The organism is Rhodococcus sp. Chr-9 (assembly GCF_000801125.1).
GTDB classification, from domain to species: domain Bacteria; phylum Actinomycetota; class Actinomycetes; order Mycobacteriales; family Mycobacteriaceae; genus Rhodococcus; species Rhodococcus pyridinivorans.
Window position 1 is genome coordinate 1 of record NZ_JTIZ01000017.1, and the last position, 13575, is coordinate 13575.

At 69.2% G+C, this 13575-nt stretch carries 16 protein-coding genes; 9 read left to right on the top strand and 7 right to left on the bottom strand.

What is annotated here, in order from left to right; translation table 11 throughout:
- Both QR64_RS01875 and QR64_RS01880 read right to left on the bottom strand, forming a co-directional pair.
- On the bottom strand, positions 1-371 hold a 371-nt coding region (locus tag QR64_RS01875; RefSeq protein WP_039583823.1), incomplete at its 3' end, for a DUF1990 family protein.
- 1 nt (position 372) lies between these two features.
- Positions 373-678, bottom strand: coding sequence for an antibiotic biosynthesis monooxygenase family protein (locus tag QR64_RS01880; protein WP_039583824.1), 306 nt, complete (start codon positions 676-678; stop codon positions 373-375).
- A gap of 33 nt (positions 679-711) precedes the next feature.
- On the opposite strand from QR64_RS01880, the gene QR64_RS01885 reads away from it, so the two are divergent.
- Positions 712-1470, top strand: coding sequence for an alpha/beta fold hydrolase (locus QR64_RS01885; RefSeq protein WP_006550494.1), 759 nt, complete (start codon positions 712-714; stop codon positions 1468-1470).
- Between the two features lie 45 nt (positions 1471-1515).
- Here the strand turns inward: QR64_RS01885 and QR64_RS01890 are convergent, their stop codons facing one another.
- Positions 1516-2400: an A/G-specific adenine glycosylase gene (locus tag QR64_RS01890; protein ID WP_019290185.1), complete on the bottom strand. Its 885-nt coding sequence runs from the start codon at positions 2398-2400 to the stop codon at positions 1516-1518.
- A gap of 93 nt (positions 2401-2493) precedes the next feature.
- Here QR64_RS01890 and QR64_RS01895 point away from each other — a divergent pair, with 93 nt between their 5' ends.
- Together QR64_RS01895 and QR64_RS01900 are read left to right on the top strand one after the other, a co-directional pair.
- Positions 2494-3123: a carbonic anhydrase gene (locus QR64_RS01895; RefSeq protein WP_019290184.1), complete on the top strand. Its 630-nt coding sequence runs from the start codon at positions 2494-2496 to the stop codon at positions 3121-3123.
- A gap of 101 nt (positions 3124-3224) precedes the next feature.
- Positions 3225-3971, top strand: coding sequence for a hypothetical protein (locus tag QR64_RS01900; RefSeq protein ID WP_039583827.1), 747 nt, complete (start codon positions 3225-3227; stop codon positions 3969-3971).
- A gap of 23 nt (positions 3972-3994) precedes the next feature.
- On the opposite strand, the gene disA is transcribed toward QR64_RS01900, so the two are convergent.
- Positions 3995-5077: a DNA integrity scanning diadenylate cyclase DisA gene (gene disA / locus QR64_RS01905; protein ID WP_006550490.1), complete on the bottom strand. Its 1083-nt coding sequence runs from the start codon at positions 5075-5077 to the stop codon at positions 3995-3997.
- Between the two features lie 93 nt (positions 5078-5170).
- Between disA and QR64_RS01910 the strand changes: the two genes are divergently transcribed.
- Positions 5171-5734, top strand: a complete 564-nt coding sequence (locus tag QR64_RS01910; protein WP_006550489.1) for a PaaI family thioesterase — start codon at positions 5171-5173, stop codon at positions 5732-5734.
- Positions 5735-5760: 26 nt separating this feature from the next.
- Here the strand turns inward: QR64_RS01910 and dinB are convergent, their stop codons facing one another.
- The 3 genes from dinB to QR64_RS01925 all read right to left on the bottom strand — a co-directional run bounded on the left by dinB (position 5761) and on the right by QR64_RS01925 (position 9190).
- A complete protein-coding gene (gene dinB, locus QR64_RS01915) occupies positions 5761-7017 on the bottom strand; it encodes a DNA polymerase IV (RefSeq protein WP_019290182.1) in 1257 nt (418 codons plus the stop codon).
- A 57-nt stretch (positions 7018-7074) separates the two neighbouring features.
- Positions 7075-8466 (bottom strand): DNA repair protein RadA, encoded by a 1392-nt coding sequence (gene radA, locus QR64_RS01920; RefSeq protein ID WP_039583829.1) that lies wholly within the window; start codon positions 8464-8466, stop codon positions 7075-7077.
- A gap of 91 nt (positions 8467-8557) precedes the next feature.
- On the bottom strand, positions 8558-9190 hold the full coding sequence (locus QR64_RS01925; RefSeq protein WP_033096926.1) for a hypothetical protein: 633 nt from the start codon (positions 9188-9190) through the stop codon (positions 8558-8560).
- Between the two features lie 276 nt (positions 9191-9466).
- On the opposite strand from QR64_RS01925, the gene carD reads away from it, so the two are divergent.
- Genes carD through rlmB form a run of 5 tightly spaced genes read left to right on the top strand, consistent with a single transcriptional unit; the run spans position 9467 to position 13544 of the window.
- Positions 9467-9955: an RNA polymerase-binding transcription factor CarD gene (gene carD, locus QR64_RS01930; protein ID WP_006550486.1), complete on the top strand. Its 489-nt coding sequence runs from the start codon at positions 9467-9469 to the stop codon at positions 9953-9955.
- A gap of 25 nt (positions 9956-9980) precedes the next feature.
- On the top strand, positions 9981-10688 hold the full coding sequence (gene ispD / locus QR64_RS01935) for a 2-C-methyl-D-erythritol 4-phosphate cytidylyltransferase (RefSeq protein ID WP_039583832.1): 708 nt from the start codon (positions 9981-9983) through the stop codon (positions 10686-10688).
- Between the two features lie 5 nt (positions 10689-10693).
- On the top strand, positions 10694-11170 hold the full coding sequence (gene ispF / locus QR64_RS01940; protein ID WP_024102859.1) for a 2-C-methyl-D-erythritol 2,4-cyclodiphosphate synthase: 477 nt from the start codon (positions 10694-10696) through the stop codon (positions 11168-11170).
- Between the two features lie 11 nt (positions 11171-11181).
- Complete coding sequence (gene cysS, locus QR64_RS01945) at positions 11182-12576, top strand: cysteine--tRNA ligase (RefSeq protein ID WP_006550483.1); 1395 nt, start codon at positions 11182-11184, stop codon at positions 12574-12576.
- Positions 12576-13544, top strand: coding sequence for a 23S rRNA (guanosine(2251)-2'-O)-methyltransferase RlmB (gene rlmB, locus QR64_RS01950; protein ID WP_006550482.1), 969 nt, complete (start codon positions 12576-12578; stop codon positions 13542-13544). Before cysS ends, rlmB begins: the two co-directional genes overlap by 1 nt.
- Positions 13545-13575: the final 31 nt, after the last annotated feature.

The following is a 13575-nucleotide window of genomic DNA, read 5'->3' on the forward strand; positions in this document are numbered from 1 at the left end:
CAACGGGGTCGATCGACACCCGCCCCTACCAAGTGCGAAGAGCCGCGTATGTCCGGGGTGTCGACGATCTCGATCACGCGGCACCGCGCCGACGCGCGCACCGGTCCGAGACCGAAGCCGAGATCCACTTCGACGCCGGGTACTGCGAGGGGCGTGCCGGGCGGGATCCGTATGCCCGCGCCGCGGTGCATGTCCCACGAGAACAACTGGGCAGCGGCGACCTCGAACACGGTGTCGCCGCGGCCCAGTTCGCTCTCGACCCTCAGATGTCGATAACCGGAGGGGAGCGGTGCCTCGTCCCGGAAGGCACGCAGGCTCGCTCCCACCTCCGCATAGGTGAACTCACGCCCGGACCCGCCGGACGCGGACATCTCAGGACTTCTTGACGTCGAGGACGACCTCGAACTCGAGCAGCGATGCGCCGGTCGCGACGGGCTTCTTCGCCTCAGCCGCGTGGGCAGCACGTGCGTCGCCGTCGCGCCACGCGGCGAAGTCCTCCTCGGACTCCCACTGAGTCACCACGAAGTACCGGTTCTCGCCCGCGGTGGGGCGGAGCAGCTGGAAGCCCAGGAAGCCCGGGGAGTTGTCGACGGTGTGCGCCCGATTGGCGAATCGCTTCTCCAGCTCGGGGCCGGCGCCTTCGGGAACTTCGATTGCGTTGATCTTCACGACTGCCATGCGCGAGAGCCTACTCCGCTAACTTGGTCGATTGTGTTGCACGACGAGGGCGGAACCGGACGACCCATCCTGCTGTTGCACGGTCTCATGGGCAGCGCCCGCACGTGGCGTCGTCACGTGCCGTGGCTGCGCGAACACGGACACGTGTACACCTTCGACGCCGCTGGTCACGGTCGTCCCGCTCCCGACGAACTCACCACCGAGGCGTTCGTCGCCGATCTCGAAACCCATCTCACCGGGATCACCGAACCGCTCGTCGTGATCGGGCATTCGATGGGTGCCCTGCACGCGTGGTGCTTCGCTGCGACCCATCCCGAGCGGGTCACCGCGCTGGTGCTCGAGGACATGGCGCCCGACTTCCGGGGACGCACGGCCGCGAACTGGGCGGCGATGATCGCGCAGTGGCCGCAACCGTTTCCCACCGGGGATGCGGTGTTCGACTTCTTCGGGCCCGTCGCGGGTCGCTACTTCCTCGACTCGTTCGTCCGCCGCGATGACGGCTGGTATCTGCACGGCGAGGTCGAGACCTTCCGCGACATCTCGGAAGAGTGGGGGTCGCGGCACTTCTGGGACGAGTGGAACTCGATCCGCGTGCCCGCGCTGCTGCTCGAAGGCGAGTTCACCATCACCCCCGAGGGGCAGATGCGGCGGATGGTGACGCGACCCGGCACCGACCACGTCCTCGTCGACGGCGCCGGGCATCTCGTGCACGACGACCGGCCCGACGAGTTCCGCACCGCAGTGGAACACTTCCTCACCGCGCACGCACTGTCGGCGAGCCGACTCGAGTAGCACTGTCGGCGAGCCGACTCGAGTAGCACTGTCGGTAAGCCGGATCTAGGAGGTCGATCCCTCGCCGGCGAGCGCGAAACGGCCGTCGTCGGTCTGCTCGACGAGACCGTCCACGAGCAGTGAGTGCAGGGCGCGGTCGCGCTGGCCCGGATCCGTGGTCCACACGCTGTCGAGGACGGGACGCTCCACCGGGACGCTGCTCTCGCGCAGCACCGCCATCAACCGGCCGCGCACCTGCCGGTCGGTGCCGGCGAACTTCTGCACCTTCCGGGGTGGTCCGTCGTGGGCGGGCCGCCCGGCCTGTACCCATGCGCACTCGGGCAGCGGGCAGCGTCCGCAGTCGGGCGTGCGAGCGGTGCACACGGTCGCACCGAGTTCCATCAGCGCCGCGGAGAAGGTCGCCGCACGTGAACGCTGACGCGGAAGGATAGCCTCGACGTCGGCGAGATCCCTTGTGGTCGAAGGGTTTCCCGGCTCCGCCCGACCGTGGACGGCGCGGGCGACGACACGACGCACGTTCGTGTCCACCACCGGCACACGCTGCCCGTATGCGAAGCACGCCACGGCGCGGGCGGTGTAGGCGCCGACGCCGGGCAGGGTCAGCAGGACGTCGACGTCCTCGGGAACCCGGTCGTCGTGCTCGGCGGCGAGTACGCCGGCGCACTCGTGCAGGCGCAGCGCGCGGCGCGGATAGCCGAGCTTGCCCCACGCCCGCAGCACCTCGGCCTGGCTCGAGGCGGCCATCGCGGACGGCACGGGCCAGCGCCGCACCCACTCCTCCCAGATCGGAGCGACCCGGGCGACCGGCGTCTGCTGCAGCATGACCTCGGACATGAGGATCTGCCAGCCCGTCACCCCGTCGCGGCGCCACGGCAGGTCGCGCGCCTGCGCGGCATACCAGCGCAGCAACGACGGTGCGTCCACGGACATCTCGGGTCTCCTCCGGTCACGGGGTCGGGTGCGGGGATCCGCTGAGGAGATGTCGAACGAAATCGGACATGTGCGCAGGTGAATAATGTACGCATGCCGAACTCCAATCCCATCTCCGCCTGGAAAGCCCTGACCGAGGGTAATCATCGTTTCGTCAGCGACACGCCGCTGCACCCGAGCCAGGGAATCGATCGTCGCGCCGAACTCGTCAACGGCCAGCACCCCACCGCCGTGCTGTTCGGCTGCGGAGACTCCCGCGTCGCCGCAGAGATCATCTTCGACCAGGGGCTCGGCGACATGTTCGTGGTCCGTACCGCGGGTCACGTCATCGACAGTTCCGTCCTCGGTTCCATCGAGTACGCAGTCGACATCCTCAACGTTCCGCTCATCGTCATCCTCGGTCACGACAGCTGTGGTGCCGTGGCGGCGACCATCGATGCCCTCGACAAGGGCACGGTGCCGGGCGGCCACATCCGCAGCCTCGTCGAGCGTGTCGCTCCCTCGATCCTGATGGGCAGGGCCGAGGGTCTGTCCACCGTCGACGAACTCGAGGGGCGCCACGTCGTCGAGACGGGCAAGCTGCTCACGGATCGTTCGCGGATCATCGCCGACCGCATCGCCGACGGCCGCTGCGCCATCGTGGGCGTCACCTACAAGCTCGAGGACGGCAAGGTGAGTCTGCGGGGCCACTTCGGAGACATCGGCGAGGTCTCCGACAACTGAAGACGGGTGCACCTGCGGTCACAACGATGTGACTGCAGGTCACAGCGACACGCCGACGGCGGTGTAGCCGTGCGCAGCCTGTGGCACATACCGTGGGGGGCGTGCTTGAACCGACCGGTCCTCTGCCCCCCGAGATCTACTGGCGACGACGCATTCTCGCGATCGGAGTCTCGGTGGTCGTGCTGGCTCTGGTCATCTGGCTCGTAGTGGCGCTGACCGGCGGCGACGACCCCGATCAGAATCCCGAACCCGCAGCAGCGGAGGTGACGACCTCCGCCACCACGACGGCGGCCGATGCGTCCGCCGACGCGGCGTCCGCGAGCACCACCCGGAGCGGTGGATCCTCGGGTTCGTCCGGGACGCGTAGTGCAGGGGATTCGGCCTCGGAGGACGCGGACGACGAGGACAACACGTCCACGTCCGCCACCACCTCCGCTGCTCCGGTTCCGCCGGGGCAGTGCTCCGATCAGTCGCTCGCCGTGCGGGTGACGGCGGACGAGCCGAACTACAGTGTCGGTTCCGAACCCGATTTCACGATCGTCATCACCAACATCGGCACGTCGCAGTGCGAACGCGACCTCGGTGCGGGCCTTCAGCAGGTGCTCGTCTACAGCCTCGACGGCAACGAGCGACTCTGGGCGAACACCGACTGCTTCCCCGAATCGACCGCCGACATCCGGTCGCTCGCTCCGGGCGACCAGGCCGCCTATTCCGTCAAGTGGTCGGCGACGACCTCCGAGCCCGGCTGCCAGGCGCCGCGTGAACCGGTCGGTCCCGGCGCGTACACCGTGGTCGGGCAGCTCGGCGGCCTGCGCAGCGCGCCCGAGCCGTTCAACATCACGCCCTGACCTGCTGCTCGTCCGGTAGTTGTTCAGTCGTAGTGGTTGATCGCGGCTTCGGCGAGCCGCGACAGTCCCTCGCGGATGTACCGGGCCCACAGGGCGCCGACCCCGTCGACCGCCTGCAGATCGGCAGCGGTGGCCGCGAGCAGGCCCTGCAGTGTGCCGAACGCACCTACGAGCCGGTTGATCTGCCGGGCCTGCAGGCGCGGCACCCGATGGAGCACGCGATAACCGCGGGGACTCATCGAGGTGTCGAGGGCCTCGATGGTGCCCGAATAGCCGAAGGCGCGGGCGAGGCTCGTCAGGTCGAGCAGGTCGACGTCGGTCAGGTGTGCGAGACGCTCGAGCGCCTGCTCGACCTCCTGCTGGGTGGGGACGTGCTCGCCCGCAAGATAGTCCCGCACGATGAGCTGCCGGGCGAGCTGGTTGTCGCCGACGAGTTCTTCGAGCTGGAGGGCCAGCTGGCGACCGTCGGTCCCGAGTTCGAGCACGTCCTGCTCGATCTCCACGGACAGGCGGTGCATCATCTCGAGCCGCTGCGCCACGGTGAGCGCGTCGCGCAGCGTGACGATGTCCTCGATCTCGACCACGGACAACTGCCGGGTCACCTCGTCGAGGCGGGCCTTGTAGCGCTCGAGTGTCGCGACGGCCTGGTTGGCCCGGGACAGGATGGTCGCGGAGTCGTTGATGACGTGGCGGCGACCGTCGACGTACACGCTGACGATGCTCATCGACTGGCTGACCGAAACCACCGGATATCCGGTCTGGATTGCGGTGCGTTCCGCGGCGCGGTGCCGGGTGCCGGACTCCACGGTGGGGATGCTCGGATCGGGCACGAGTTGCACGTTGGCACGCACGATGCGCGAACCGTCGGTGGACACGACCACGGCGCCGTCCATCTTCGACAGCTCCCGAAGTCGGGTGGGGGCGAACTCGACGTCGAGTTCGAAACCGCCGTCGCACAGCTCGGCGACCTTGTCGTCGAAACCGAGGACGATCAGGCCGCCCGTGCGGCCGCGGAGGATGCGTTCGAGACCGTCGCGTAGCGCGGTGCCGGGCGCCAGACGAGCGATGGTGTCGCTCAGCGTCGATGCCGGCGCCGACTCGGTCATCTGGACTTCCTTCCCCTGTGCGGTCTGCGGTCGTCGTCACAATGCGCGGACTCGTGGATCGGCGCCCCGACCGCGCAACTACATTACTTGCTTATGCGCAGCACCTGGACTTTGCCCGACGACCTCGTCGTTCCCGATCTGCCGGAAGATCATCCCGGCCCGGGTGCGCCGGTACCGCAGCATTGGAACAAGTGCTTCGGGTGTGGTGACGACCAGCCCTCCGGCCTCGCGATGGAGTTCACGATCGGCGAGGGCCTCGAGGTGCTCGGCCGTCTCGACGTCGCCACGCGCTACCAGGGCGGACCGGGATTCATCCACGGCGGCATCCTCATGACGGCCTTCGACGAGGTCCAGGGAATGGCGTGCAACGCCGCCCTGCGGACCGCCGTCGTCACCGGGCACTTCGAGACGGACTTCGCCCGTCCCATCCCCCTGGGCTCGGTGCTCGAGTTCCGCGCCCGCGTCGACGGCTTGGTGCGGCGCAAGGTCTACACCAGTGCGGAGGCGCGCATCGTCGCCGGTCCGCCGGCCGATCCGGACGTCGTGGTGGCGTCGTCGGTCGGGTTGTTCGTCGTCGTCGGGCACGAGCACTTCGCGAAGGGCCGCGACTACGCCGACGGCATCCCGCAGAGTGAACACGACATCTCCGCCGTCTGACATCTCCGCCCTCCGGGTTTTCGCGTTCAGGTCTCCGGTCCGTCGGGGAGCAGCGGAACACCCGGCCGGTGGTCGCGTCCGAGCAACGCCGCGGAAGTGACCGCGCCCGCGCCGTAGCGGGAGTGCAGATCGTCCAGGACGGCATCGAGGGCATGCCGGTCGACGGCGCGGTGCTGCGTTCGCGTGTCTGCAGTACTGTCCCCGGCGGCCTCGACCGGCTCGTCGAACGGCAGCTCGAGTTGCTCGACGCCTTCACCGACGAGATTCGTCACCGCGATCCCGATGAGCGTGAGACCGCGCTCGGCGATGAGCGGTCGGGTCTGCTCGAGCAGGTCGTGCGCCGCCGCCGACAGCAGATCGGTGCGTGCGGTGGCCCCGGGCAGCGTGTGAGAGCGTGTCGCGCGGGTGTAGTCGGCGAAGCGCATCCGCAGGACCACCGTGCGGCCGAGGCGTCCGGCCCGGCGCATCCGCCGGCCCACGCGGTCGACGAGCAGTTGCAGCGTCTCGCCGACCGACTCGAGGCTGTGGGGTCCGCGGCCGAGCGCGTGCTGCGCGCCCATCGAACTGCGCCGCCGATGCCGGACCGGACGCGGATCGTGACCGATCGCGAGCGCGTGCAGGTGGCGTCCCGCCGTGCGTCCGAGCAGCGAGACGAGATCGGACTCGGAGTGGGCGGCGACATCGGCCACGGTCCGCAGACCGTGCGCGTGCAACTTCGCCGCCGTCACCTTGCCGACGCCCCACAACCGCTCCACCGGCAACGGATGGAGGAACTCGAGTTCGGCGTGCGGAGGGACGAGGAGCAGTCCGTCGGGCTTGGCCACCCCGCTCGCGACCTTGGCGAGGAACTTGGTGCGCGCGACACCGACGGTGATCGGCAGCCCCACCTCCTCGGCGACCGTGCGGCGCAGGCGTGCGGCGATGTCGACGGGTCTGCCTGCGATGCGCCCGAGACCGGAGACGTCGAGGAACGCCTCGTCGATGGAGATCCCCTCCACGATCGGTGTGGTGCGATCGAAGATCGCGAAGACGTCGCGCGAGGCCTGCGCATAGGCCTCCATGCGGGGAGGCACCGAGATCAGTCCCGGGCACAGGGCGCGGGCGGCTCGGCCCGACATCGCGGTGACGATGCCGTGAGCCTTGGCCTCATAGCTCGCCGCGAGTACGACGCCCCCGCCCACGACGATCGGTTTGGCGCGCAGCCACGGATCGTCGCGCTGCTCCACCGACGCGTAGAACGCGTCGAGATCGGCATGCAGCACCGTCGCATCGGACACGAACACATGTTCGCACCGGCCGCCGACACCTCGGCAGATCGGCGCTGCCGACATGTCCGCAGGTCAGCGTGTGAGGGTCGACAGTGCCTGCGCCACGTTGGACACCTCGAACTTCTTCATGTCCTTCGGGACACCCTCGACATCGCGCGGAACCACCCCGCGGTCGAAGCCGAGCCGGTTCGCCTCCGCGAGTCGGCGACCCGCACCGACGACACGACGGACCTCCCCGGCGAGACCGACCTCGCCGAGCAGCACGGTGCCGGCCGGGACGGGCTGGTCGCGTACGGCTGAGGCGACGGCGAGTGCGAGCGCGAGGTCGGCGGACGGATCGGTGATCCGCATACCGCCGACGGTGGAGGCGTAGACGTCGCAGTTACCGAGCCGGCCGAGCCCGCAGCGACGCTCGAGCACCGCGAGCACCATCGCCACCCGCGCCGAGTCGAGACCGCTCACGGCGCGTCGCGGTGAAGGATTGTGCGTGGGCACCACGAGCGCCTGGACCTCACCGAGGAGCGGGCGTTTGCCGTCCATCGTGACCGTGACGGCAGTGCCGGGCACGGCCTCGTCGCGGTGCTGCAGGAACAATCCCGACGGGTCGCTGACGCCGACGATCCCGTCCTCGGCAAGTTCGAAGCAGCCCACCTCGTCGGCGGCTCCGAACCGGTTCTTCACCCCGCGCACCATGCGCAGCGTGGAGTGCTTGTCGCCTTCGAAGTGCAGCACCACGTCGACGAGGTGCTCGAGGGAACGCGGACCGGCGACCGCGCCGTCCTTGGTGACGTGGCCGATGAGCAGCACCGGGATGCCGCTGGACTTCGCGAGGGAGGTCAGGGCGCTGGTGACTGCGCGGACCTGCGTGACACCGCCGGTCACGCCGTCGACGTCGGCGGCGAGCATCGTCTGGACGGAGTCGACGACCAGCAGCGTGGGCTTGACCTGCTCCACGTGCCCGAAGATCGTCGCGAGGTCGTTCTCGGCGGCAAGATAGACCCGGTCGTGCACGGCGCCGGTGCGGTCGGCGCGCAGGCGCACCTGACCGGCCGACTCCTCGCCGGTGACGTAGAGCGCGCGATCGGCTTCGCCGCGCAACGCCCAGCGGTGCACCACCTCGAGGAGCAGCGTGGACTTGCCGACACCGGGTTCGCCGGCGAGCAGGACGACCGAACCGGGTACGACACCGCCGCCGAGGACGCGGTCGAGCTCGGGGATGCCCGTGGGCTTCGCGTGGGTGGCCTTGCCGTCGATCTGCGACAGCGGGGTGGCCGGGGTGCTCGGCAGCACGGCGGCGGCACCGGCGCGGGCGAGCGAGGTACCCGACCGCGAGGCGACCGCGACCGGTTGGACGGGTGCTTCGTCCATCGACCCCCACGTTCCGCATTCGGGACAGCGCCCGACCCACTTCGCGACGGTGTGCGAGCAGTCGGAACAGCGGTAGAGGGTCTTGGTCTTTGCCACGGCCGGAGGATAGTCGGTCGCACCGACACCGGAGCGGATGCGAGGAGGGCCCGGCCGAGCTGTGCTCGACCGGGCCCTCCAGCAGGAAGTCCTAGTGTGCTTCGCCCACGATCGGCGAGAGCTCCGACTCGTCGCGGGGGAGCTCCGGGCCGGCGTCGATCGGCACGGACAGGGTTACGTCGCCGGCCTCGGCGAACGTGAAGGTCACGGGGATGGTCAGGCCCGGGCGGACACCCTCGGAGAGGTTCACGAGCTCGACGTTGTTGACGACGCCTGCCGGGGCCGGGGAGGGGGTCTCCTCGGTGCTGTTCGGACGCGGCGACTCGTCGACCTCCTCGACGAGGGCGGCGTTCGCCTCGGAGACGCCGGCGACCACGGAGGACTGCGGAGGGACCTCGATGGGAGTGCCCGTGACCGAAGCCGCGAAATCGGTGGAGATACCGGTGAGGTTGTCGCCCACGTACGGGTCGAGGTTGACGATCGTGAAGCCGAGCTGGGCGGTGCCGCCGGGCTCGATGCTGTACTCCTCGGAGTTGGGGTAGATCACGTGCACGTTGCGCAGCGCGAGGCTGCCGGCGTCCACGTTGGAACCGTTGATGGCCGCGACCTGGGTCGAGGTCTGGGTGATCTGACCGGCGCTGCACGCGGACATCGTGAGCGCCGCTCCCGCGGCAAGGGCGAGAGCGGTCACGACTCGGCGAGTCGGCGCTTTGAGAGCAGTCACGGGTTCCTCCACTCGAGTAAGGCTCGCAATCCACTAGGCAGAGTAGTAGTTCCCGTGTGCGCTGTGTACGTCGGGGCCGGATCTCGTGCGGATTCGCGCGCGGAAGACGAGATCGACAGGCGCCCACGGGCGGGTGTGTCGGAGGTCACCCGATACACGGAAGCAACTGCCTGTCAAGCCCTACGCTCAGTGCTCGGTGCCCCTGACCTGCATCGTTGACGGGAGGGTGATGTGGTCACGTGTTAAACTGGGAGAATCGAAAGGGGCACGGGACACATGATTTTCAAGGTCGGAGACACCGTCGTATACCCCCACCACGGTGCGGCGCTGATCGAAGCAATCGAAACACGCACCATCAAGGGTGAGCAGAAGGAATATCTGGTTCTGAAAGTCGCGCAGGGCGACCTGACGGTCCGGGTACCTGCAGAGAACGCGGAGTACGTCGGAGTGCGCGACGTCGTCGGGCAGGAAGGCCTCGACAAGGTTTTCCAGGTGCTGCGCGCACCCCACACGGAAGAACCCACCAACTGGTCACGGCGGTACAAGGCCAACCTCGAGAAGCTGGCCTCCGGCGATGTCAACAAGGTCGCAGAAGTTGTGCGCGACCTGTGGCGCCGGGAGCAGGACCGCGGCCTGTCCGCAGGTGAGAAGCGGATGCTCGCCAAGGCACGTCAGATCCTCGTCGGTGAGCTCGCGCTCGCCGAGGGCACCGACGACGTCAAGGCGGAGACCATGCTCGACGAGGTTCTCGCCGCCGCTTCCTGACGCGCGAGACATCGGCAAACTGCACATGAGCGATCGCAACGGGCCGGTCGTCGGAATCCTTCCGGCGGCCGGCCGCGGTGTTCGCCTGGGAGAACCACTGCCCAAGGCGTTCGTGGAACTGGACGGCCGCACGATGCTCGACCGCTCGGTCGAGGCGATGCTCGCTTCAGCGGTCATCGATCGAGTGGTGATCGTCGCGCCGCCCGAACTGGCTGCGACGCCCGCGGACCGGCTCGTCGGCGAGTCGTTCGCCGACCGGGTCACCGTCGTCGCGGGTGGCGCCGAACGCGCCGACTCGGTGCGCGCCGGTCTTGCGGCGGCATCGGGCGCGCGGTTCGTGCTCGTCCACGACGCCGCGCGTGCGCTCACCCCGGCCGAGCTGTTCGTCCGGGTCGTCGACGCGTTGCGGGCCGGCAGCGACGCGGTGATCCCCGTCCTGCCCGTCGTCGACACCATCAAGAGTGTCGACAAGGACGGAGTCGTCACCGGGACTCCCGACCGGTCGACCCTCCGCGCGGTGCAGACGCCGCAGGGATTCGACGTCGAATTGCTCGAGCGGGCCAACCGCGACGCCGCCGACGCGACCGACGACGCGGGACTCGTCGAGCGGCTGGGGGAGCGGATCACCACCGTCGTGGGAGACCCTCTCGCTTTCAAGATCACCACCCCACTGGACCTGGTGCTGGCACGGACCGTGCTCGCGTCCGGCGTCCGCACCGAGAAGGAGATGTGAGCATCGTGCGTGTCGGCATCGGAACGGACGTGCATCCCGTGGAGGCCGGACGGCCGTGCTGGATGGCCGGTCTGCTGTTCGAGGACGCCGACGGGTGCGCGGGTCACTCCGACGGGGACGTCGCTGCGCACGCGCTGTGCGATGCGGTGCTCTCGGCCGCCGGTCTCGGCGACCTCGGATCGGTCTTCGGCACGGGCCGACCGGAGATGGCCGGCGCCTCCGGTGTCGCGATGCTCGGCGAGGTACGTCGCCTGCTCGACGACGCCGGCTGGGTGGTGGGCAATGCCGCCGTCCAGGTGATCGGGAACCGCCCGAAGATCGGGCCGCGGCGCGAGGAGGCACAGGCGGTGCTGTCCGAGGCGCTCGGCGGTCCGGTCTCCGTGTCGGCGACCACCACGGACGGACTCGGGCTCACCGGCCGGGGAGAAGGTGTGGCGGCGGTTGCGACCGCACTGGTCCTGGCCCAGCAGGACGAGCGGTAGGATAGACGGTCGTGACCTTGCGCTTATACGACACCGAATCGCGGGCCGTGCGGGATTTCGAACCGCTGGTCCCCGGCCAGGCCTCGGTGTACCTGTGTGGGGCCACCGTCCAAGGCGAACCCCATATCGGGCACGTACGCAGCGGCGTTGCGTTCGACGTGCTCCGCCGGTGGCTCGCTACCAAGAGTCTCGATGTCTTGTTTGTGAGAAATGTCACAGACATCGAGGATAAGATCCTCCGCAAGGCGGCAGAGGCAGGTCGGCCGTGGTGGGAGTGGGCCGCGACCTACGAGCGGGCCTTCAACCGCGCCTACGATGCGCTCGGTGTGCTTCCTCCCTCGGTGGAACCTCGCGCGACCGGCCACATCACGCAGATGGTCGAACTCATCCAGCGCCTCATCGACGCCGGGCACGCCTACGCGGCCGACGGCGACGTCTACTTCGACGTGCTGAGCTACCCCGAATACGGTGCCCTCTCCGGACACCGCATCGAGGACGTCCACCAGGGTGAGAGCGCCGGACTCGGCAAGCGCGACCCCCGCGACTTCACGCTGTGGAAGGCCGAGAAGCCCGGTGAGCCGTCCTGGCCCACCCCGTGGGGTCGTGGTCGCCCCGGCTGGCATCTCGAGTGCTCCGCGATGGCCGGCTTCTATCTCGGCGGCACCTTCGACATCCACTGCGGAGGCATGGACCTCGTCTTCCCGCACCACGAGAACGAGATGGCGCAGTCCCGCGCCGCCGGCGACGGCTTCGCCCGCTACTGGTTGCACAACGGCTGGGTGACGATGGGCGGCGAGAAGATGTCGAAGTCGCTCGGTAACGTGCTGTCGATCCCCAACGTGCTCGCCCGCGTCCGGCCACAGGAACTGCGCTACTACCTGGGCAGCGCCCACTACCGTTCGATGCTCGAATACTCCGACGACGCGCTCGCCGAAGCGGCCGCAGCGTACCGGGGACTCGAGTCGTTCGTGCTCAAGACCCGCGACCGCGCGGGCGAGGTGCCCGTGGGCGAGTGGACCGAGGCCTTCGCCGAGGCTCTCGACGACGATCTCGGTGTGCCCAAGGCGCTCGCGGAAATACACCGCAAGCGCAGCAAGGGCAACAAGGCGCTCGACAACGGCGATCTCGACACGGCCGTGCAGATCGCCTCGCAGGTCCGGAGCATGCTCGGCATCCTCGGTGTCGACCCGCTCGACGAGCACTGGTGCTCCACCGACGATTCAGGGTCGGCCGCACTCGCGGCACTCGACGTGCTGGTCGGCGCGGATCTCGAACGCCGCACGACCGCCCGGGCCGAGAAGAACTGGGCGGTGGCCGACGAGGTGCGGGACCGCCTCACAGCCGCGGGGGTCGAAGTGACCGATACGCCCAACGGACCCGAGTGGTCTCTGAAAGCAGGACAGTGATGGCAGGCAATTCCCAGCGTCGCGGCGCTATTCGTAAGGGCGGCACGAAGAAGGGGCAGGTCGTCGGGTCCGGCGGGCAGCGGCGACGCGGGCTCGAAGCGCGTGGCGCCACCCCCAAGGCCGAGGACCGGCCCTACCACCCCGCCGCACGGCGTGCCCGGGCCGCGGCCAAGGCCGCCGACCCGCGCGGTGGCGGTCGTCGTCCCGCGGCCGGTCGCAAGGCCGAGGACGGGCCCGAGATGGTGCTCGGCCGCAATCCGGTCGTCGAGTGCCTACGTGCCGGTGTGCCCGCGACCGCTCTGTACGTCGCCCTCGGCGCCGAGGCCGACGAGCGGCTCAAGGAAGCCGTGCAGCGCTCGGCCGAGATGGGCATCTCGATCCTCGAGGTCTCGCGTTCCGAACTCGACCGTCTGTCGTCGAACGGGATGCACCAGGGCATCGGCCTGCAGGTGCCGCCGTACCGCTACGCGCACCCCGACGACCTGCTGGCCCGCGCCGCGGAGAACCACGAGCGTCCGCTGCTCGTGGCCCTCGACAACATCTCCGATCCGCGCAATCTCGGCGCGGTGATCCGTTCGGTCGCGGCCTTCGGCGGCCACGGTGTGGTCATCCCGCAGCGCCGTTCGGCGTCGGTGACGGCCGTGGCATGGCGCACGAGCGCCGGTGCCGCAGCGCGACTGCCCGTCGCGCGTGCCACCAACCTCACGCGCACGCTCAAGGACTGGCAGTCCCGCGGTGTCCGCGTCGTCGGTCTCGATGCCGGTGGCGACACCAACCTCGACGATTTCGACGGCACCGATCCCGTCGTCGTGGTCGTGGGGTCGGAGGGCAAGGGACTCTCGCGCCTGGTGCGGGAGACCTGCGACGCCGTTCTCTCCATCCCGATGGCCGGAGACGTCGAGTCGCTCAACGCCTCCGTCGCGGCGGGCGTGGTGCTCGCGGACATCGCGCGGCAGCGTCGGGTCTGATCGAGTCTGCCCGAGCTGCGGTCGCGAGGGC

Coding starts and splice junctions, on each gene's coding strand:
- ispD (WP_039583832.1), top strand. CDS start 9,981: ATGAGCGATCGCAACGGGCCGGTCGTCGGAATCCTTCCGGCGGCCGGC.
- QR64_RS01880 (WP_039583824.1), bottom strand. CDS start 678: ATGGCAGTCGTGAAGATCAACGCAATCGAAGTTCCCGAAGGCGCCGGC.
- QR64_RS01890 (WP_019290185.1), bottom strand. CDS start 2,400: ATGTCCGTGGACGCACCGTCGTTGCTGCGCTGGTATGCCGCGCAGGCG.
- QR64_RS01895 (WP_019290184.1), top strand. CDS start 2,494: ATGCCGAACTCCAATCCCATCTCCGCCTGGAAAGCCCTGACCGAGGGT.
- QR64_RS01910 (WP_006550489.1), top strand. CDS start 5,171: ATGCGCAGCACCTGGACTTTGCCCGACGACCTCGTCGTTCCCGATCTG.
- disA (WP_006550490.1), bottom strand. CDS start 5,077: ATGACCGAGTCGGCGCCGGCATCGACGCTGAGCGACACCATCGCTCGT.
- carD (WP_006550486.1), top strand. CDS start 9,467: ATGATTTTCAAGGTCGGAGACACCGTCGTATACCCCCACCACGGTGCG.
- rlmB (WP_006550482.1), top strand. CDS start 12,576: ATGGCAGGCAATTCCCAGCGTCGCGGCGCTATTCGTAAGGGCGGCACG.